Here is a 5,559-nt window from a genome sequence, read left to right as displayed (position 1 = left end):
CTGTGCGCGCCATGTCCGTGCGTGGGTCGGCCGATGATTTGGTGCGCATCTGGCCCGGGTGGGTCGCCTCGGTATTTGGTGTGCGGTGCGTGGGTCGTGCAGAGTCGCCCCACGATTTCACGTGTGATTCAGGCTGTGGGCACCATGTCCGTGCGTGGGTCGGCCGGTGATTTGGTGCGCGTCTGGCGCGCGGGGGTTGCCTCGGGATTTGGTGCGCGGCACCAGGGTTTCGCGAGGTCGCCCTGCAATTTGGGGCGCGGTGCGAGGGTCGTGCGGAGTCGCCCCGCGATTTCACGTGTGATTCGGGCTGTGCGCACTATGCCGCGTGCGGGTCAGCCGACGTCTTCGTGCGGCACCTCGCCTGCGTGGGTCGCCTCGCGATTTGGTGCGCGGTGCGAGGGTCGCGCGGGGTCACCCTGCGATGTGGTGTGTGGCGTGCGGGTTCGCGCAGGGGTCGCCCCGCGATTCGCTGCACGGCACGCAGGCCGTGCGAGAGTTGTCGGCATCCGCCAACTCCGCGAGTCTTCACGAAAATTTCATGGTGTTTCCGCAACACTGTGCGGTGTGTCGGGCGAAATACACACAGACAACGTCGGGGCGCCGCTACGGGCCCCCGCGCAGATGTATGGGAGAACGTCGATGACGACCGACGTCGAGCGAGTCCAGCGATGGCCTCGCCTTCGTAATGTGCTGATCCTCGCGGGCGACGTGGTGGGGGTTGTGGTGCTGATCGTCGCAGTGGCGCTCATCGGCTCACACGGCACGTCACTGGATTTATTGCACGCGCTGGGGCGGTAGGCCCAGTCACGGATGCATCCGGCCCCGAATGTCGAGACAGGGCCTGACTCACTCCGCGACGGCATCGGCCAGCGTCTCGTCCGGCGACTCGCCGGTCCCGCCCGCGGGCCAGCCGGGGTAGGCCGGCGCGGTGCCGCCGAACTCGGGGCACAGCGGTTTGTAGTCGCAGTAGGCGCAGAGCCAGCCGGGGTTCGGCTGGAAATCGCCGGTGCGCCCCGCCTCCAGAATGGCCGCCCACAGCGCGGACAGGGTGCGTTCGAAGCGCAGCAACTCCTCCTCATCGGGGGCGTAGGTGAGGATCTGCTGGTCGGCCAGGTAGATCAGTCGTAGCTGGGCGGGCAGGACGCCGCGGGTGCGCAGCACGACGAGCGCGTAGAACTTCAACTGGAACAGCGCCCTGGTCTCCTGCGTGGGCCCGGGTGCCCGGCCGGTCTTGTAGTCGACCACCCGCAGCTGCCCCGTCGGCGCGACATCGATCCGATCGACGAAGCCGCGCAACAGAACTCCGTCGTCGAGCTCGACCTCCACCCGCGCCTCCCTGGATTCAGGCTCGAAGCGCGTCGGGTCTTCGAGCCGGTAGTACGCCCGCACCAGCGCGCGCACCTCGCCGAGGAAGCCGTCGAGTTCGGCGTCGGTGATCAGCTCGGTCACCTCGGGCCATTCGCTCGCCACCCGCGCCCAGGCCGGCACGATCAGCGTCTCGGCCCGCTGCGGCTCTCGCTGCGCCGCAGGCAGTCCATACAGGTCCTCGAGCACCGCGTGCACCAGAGTGCCCCGCAGCGCGTTGCGATTCGGCGTCTCAGGAATCCGATCGATGGCGCGGAACCGGTATTTCAGCGGGCATTGCTTGAAATCCATTGCCCGCGAAGGCGACAGTGCGGGCCGCGACCGGCTCGCCGCCGCACCGGGGTCGGACGCGGGCGCGCCGTCGGCAGGGGGCGTGGACACGGGCGAGCTCATACCTGGCAGGCTATCCGGCGGCACCGACACAACCGCTCTCGCGCGCGAAAGCGCCAGGCCTGCTCGGTGCGCGACCCATCGACACACTGCTTTTCCAGCGAACGGAGATTCATGACGGCCAGACGGACCGGGCCATTCACCCTCGGTGACCGGGTACAGCTGACCGATGCCAAAGGGCGCCTGTACACGGTGGTCTTGGAGGAGGGCAAGGAGTTTCACACCCATCGTGGCGGGATCAAGCACGACAGCCTGATCGGCGCCGACGAGGGCTCAGTGGTGAACTCCACCAACGGCACACCGTATCTGGCCTTGCGCCCCTTGCTGACCGACTACGTGCTGTCCATGCCGCGCGGGGCCGCTGTGATCTACCCGAAGGACGCCGCGCAGATCGTGCACGAGGGCGATATGTTCCCCGGCGCGCGCGTGCTGGAGGCGGGCGCGGGTTCGGGCGCGCTGACCTGTTCGCTGTTGCGGGCCGTCGGGCCGCAGGGCGAGGTCGTGTCGTACGAAATCCGGCAGGACCACGCCGACCACGCGATCCGCAACGTGGAGACCTTCTACGGCGAACGACCGGCAAATTGGTCGCTGACGGTCGGCGATGTGGCCGACTACGCGGGCGAGCCGGTCGATCGCGCCGTGCTCGACATGCTCGCGCCGTGGGACGCGCTGCCCGCGGTGGCCAAGGCGCTGGTGCCCGGCGGCGTGCTGCTGGTCTACGTGGCGACGGTGACGCAGCTGTCGAAGGTCGTCGAGGCGCTGCGCGAGCAGGAGTGCTGGACCGAGCCGCGTTCGTGGGAGTCGATGGTGCGCGGCTGGCACGTCGTCGGGCTCGCGGTGCGCCCCGAGCATCGCATGCAGGGCCACACGGCGTTCCTGGTGAGCGCGCGCCGACTCGCCGAGGGCACGGTGACCCCGAAGCCGCAGCGCAGACCCTCCAAGGGCTGACGCGCCGGCCGAGGGCGTCCGCACATCGCCCTCGGCCGCACGCGGTGATCAGGCGGGAACGCAGGGGGCCTGGGCCAAGCCGAGCAGCAGGCAGCCGCTCGTGTCGGACAGCTTCCAGGTGTCGCCGACCTTCTCCCAGCTCATGGGTATCGCGGGCGGGGCGCCGTGCGGCGAGGTGACGGTCACCTGCGCGGTGGCGGTGTTGCCCTGGGTTGTGACATCGGCCACTGCGTAGGTCAGCTTGTAGCCCGCGAGCCCCTTGTTCATCTGATCGATGTTGGCCGTGCGCTTTTCGCCGTCGACGATCAGCTTGGCCTTCTCCAGCGTGGGTACGGCGGGGTCGGATAATTTGACCAGTACCGCCTGGAGGGTGTCCGGCGTCGGCGCGGCGGCGGCCGCCGAGGTGCCGGCGGCCACTGCGCTGGAGGAACTGACCTTGGTATCGGACTTGTCGTCGTCGGAGCCGCAGGCGGCGAGCCCGACGGTAACGGCGAGGGCGGCGGCAGCGGTAGCAACAGAAACGCGGAGGGTCCTGGCGGGAAGGAGCATAATCAGCAACCTTTCGGCTCGGTCGGCGAGTAGGCTCACCGAGTGCGGGTTAGGGCAGGCTAACATGGTCATCCGGCCGTCGATCGCAGCCCAGATGTGATCACGACGAAACCATGTCGGAAAGCGAGAACGGTTCGCGCCCGGTAGCGTTGATAGACCGGGACTGGGAGGAGCAGCACATGAGCCCCATCGAGAATTCGGATTCGGCGGCCTGGAGAGAGCTCGAGGCGGTACGCGCCGAAGCGGCTGCACTCCGCAGGCAACTCGCCGATTCGCCGGATCGTGCACGGGAATTGGAAGCCCGCATCGATTCGCTGACGATTCGCAACACCAAGCTGATGGACACCCTCAAGGAAGCGCGCCAGCAGCTTGTCGCCTTGCGGGAGGAAGTCGATCGGCTCGGCCAGCCGCCGAGTGGCTACGGCATCGTGATCGGTGTCTACGACGATCAAACGGTCGACGTGTTCACCTCGGGTCGCAAGATGCGGTTGACGTGTTCACCGAACATCGAGACCTCGACCCTCGAATACGGTCAGACCGTCCGCCTCAACGAGGCGCTGACGATCGTCGAGGCCGGCGTCTTCGACGCGATCGGCGAGATCGGCACCCTGCGGGAGATCCTCGATGACGGCCGTCGCGCCCTCGTCGTCGGCCACGCGGACGAGGAGCGCGTGGTCTGGCTGTCGGGTCCGCTGGCCAAGGTCGCGGAGAACGACGACCTGGACGACCCCGACTCCCCGGTGCGCAAGCTGCGCCCCGGCGACTCGCTGCTGGTGGACACCAAGGCGGGCTTCGCGTTCGAGCGCATCCCCAAGGCCGAGGTCGAAGACCTTGTGCTGGAAGAGGTTCCGGACGTCGACTACACCGACATCGGCGGCCTCGGGCGACAGATCGAGCAGATCCGCGACGCGGTCGAGCTGCCCTTCCTGCACAAGGATCTGTTCCGTGAGTACGCGCTGCGCCCGCCCAAGGGCGTGCTGCTCTACGGTCCGCCCGGCTGCGGTAAGACGCTCATCGCCAAGGCGGTGGCCAACTCGCTGGCCAAGAAGATCGCCGAGGCGCGCGGCGAGGATGCCAAGGAAGCCAAGTCCTTCTTCCTCAACATCAAGGGCCCCGAGCTGCTGAACAAGTTCGTGGGCGAGACCGAGCGCCACATCCGGATCATCTTCCAGCGGGCACGCGAGAAGGCGTCCGAGGGCACGCCGGTGATCGTGTTCTTCGACGAGATGGACTCCATCTTCCGCACCCGTGGCTCGGGCGTGTCCTCCGACGTGGAGACCACGGTCGTGCCGCAGCTGCTCTCGGAGATCGACGGCGTCGAGGGCCTGGAGAACGTCATCGTGATCGGCGCCTCCAACCGCGAGGACATGATCGACCCCGCGATCCTGCGGCCCGGCCGCCTGGACGTGAAGATCAAGATCGAGCGGCCGGACGCGGAGTCGGCGCAGGACATCTTCTCCAAGTACCTGACCGAGGACCTGCCGCTGCACGCCGACGACCTCGCCGAGTTCGGCGGCGACAAGGCGCTGTGCGTCCGCGCGATGATCGAACGGGTCGTCGACCGGATGTACGCCGAAAGCGAGGACAACCGCTTCTTGGAGGTCACCTACGCCAACGGCGACAAGGAAGTCCTGTACTTCAAGGACTTCAACTCCGGCGCCATGATCCAGAACATCGTGGACCGCTCCAAGAAGTACGCCATCAAGTCCGTCCTCGACACCGGCAACCCCGGCCTGCGCATCCAGCACCTCTACGATTCGATCCAGGACGAGTTCTCCGAGAACGAGGACCTGCCCAACACTACGAATCCCGATGACTGGGCACGCATCTCGGGCAAGAAGGGCGAGCGGATCGTCTACATCCGGACGTTGGTCACCGGCAAGAACGCCAGCGCGAGCAGGGCGATCGACACGGAGTCCAATACGGGTCAGTACCTGTAGGTTGTTCTGCCTGAGGCCGCGCTTCCCTTGGGAGCGCGGCCTTTTGGTGCCGGTGTCCAGCTGGGTGGGGTGCAGGCTGGTGGTGCCGGTGCCCAGCTGTGCGGGGCGCAGGCTAGCTGGTGCCGGTGTCCAGCTGGGTGGGGTGCAGGCTGGTGGTGCCGGTGCCCAGCTATGTGGGGCGCATGCTGGTGGTTCCAGTGTCCAGCTATGTGGGGCGCATGCTGGTGGTGCTGGAGTTCCGTTGTGCGGGGTGCACGCTGGTGGTGCCACTGTCCCACTGTGTGGGGGCGCACGCCGGTGGTGCTGGAGTTCCGTTGTGCGGGGTGCACGCTGGTGGTGCCGGTGCCCAGCTGTGTGGGGGCGCAGG

The 5,559-nt window shown here is 67.5% G+C and carries 6 protein-coding genes; 4 read left to right on the top strand and 2 right to left on the bottom strand.

The window, feature by feature from the left end; genetic code table 11:
* Nucleotides 1-639 precede the first annotated feature (639 nt).
* Complete coding sequence (locus ON39_RS48865; protein WP_157195492.1) at nucleotides 640-798, top strand: hypothetical protein; 159 nt, start codon at nucleotides 640-642, stop codon at nucleotides 796-798.
* Between the two features lie 48 nt (nucleotides 799-846).
* On the opposite strand, the gene ON39_RS18335 is transcribed toward ON39_RS48865, so the two are convergent.
* Nucleotides 847-1,758 (bottom strand): RecB family exonuclease, encoded by a 912-nt coding sequence (locus tag ON39_RS18335; RefSeq protein WP_051186776.1) that lies wholly within the window; start codon nucleotides 1,756-1,758, stop codon nucleotides 847-849.
* A 111-nt stretch (nucleotides 1,759-1,869) separates the two neighbouring features.
* Between ON39_RS18335 and ON39_RS18330 the strand changes: the two genes are divergently transcribed.
* Entirely contained in the window at nucleotides 1,870-2,703 is an 834-nt protein-coding gene (locus tag ON39_RS18330) for a tRNA (adenine-N1)-methyltransferase (RefSeq protein WP_040735679.1), read from the top strand.
* Between the two features lie 48 nt (nucleotides 2,704-2,751).
* Here ON39_RS18330 and ON39_RS18325 read toward each other — a convergent pair whose 3' ends face one another.
* Nucleotides 2,752-3,252 carry a WKL family lipoprotein gene (locus ON39_RS18325; protein ID WP_040735675.1) on the bottom strand — a complete coding sequence of 167 codons (501 nt, stop codon included), beginning with the start codon at nucleotides 3,250-3,252 and terminating at the stop codon, nucleotides 2,752-2,754.
* Between the two features lie 179 nt (nucleotides 3,253-3,431).
* Here ON39_RS18325 and arc point away from each other — a divergent pair, with 179 nt between their 5' ends.
* Both arc and ON39_RS50090 read left to right on the top strand, forming a co-directional pair.
* Nucleotides 3,432-5,192 carry a proteasome ATPase gene (arc, locus tag ON39_RS18320; RefSeq protein WP_040735681.1) on the top strand — a complete coding sequence of 587 codons (1,761 nt, stop codon included), beginning with the start codon at nucleotides 3,432-3,434 and terminating at the stop codon, nucleotides 5,190-5,192.
* A gap of 119 nt (nucleotides 5,193-5,311) precedes the next feature.
* Nucleotides 5,312-5,559, top strand: a 248-nt coding sequence (locus ON39_RS50090) for a hypothetical protein (protein ID WP_218006169.1), incomplete at its 3' end; no start/stop codon positions are given.

The organism is Nocardia tenerifensis NBRC 101015 (genome assembly GCF_000308715.1).
GTDB lineage: Bacteria > Actinomycetota > Actinomycetes > Mycobacteriales > Mycobacteriaceae > Nocardia > Nocardia tenerifensis.
This window is presented reverse-complemented; position numbering and strand designations above follow the sequence as displayed.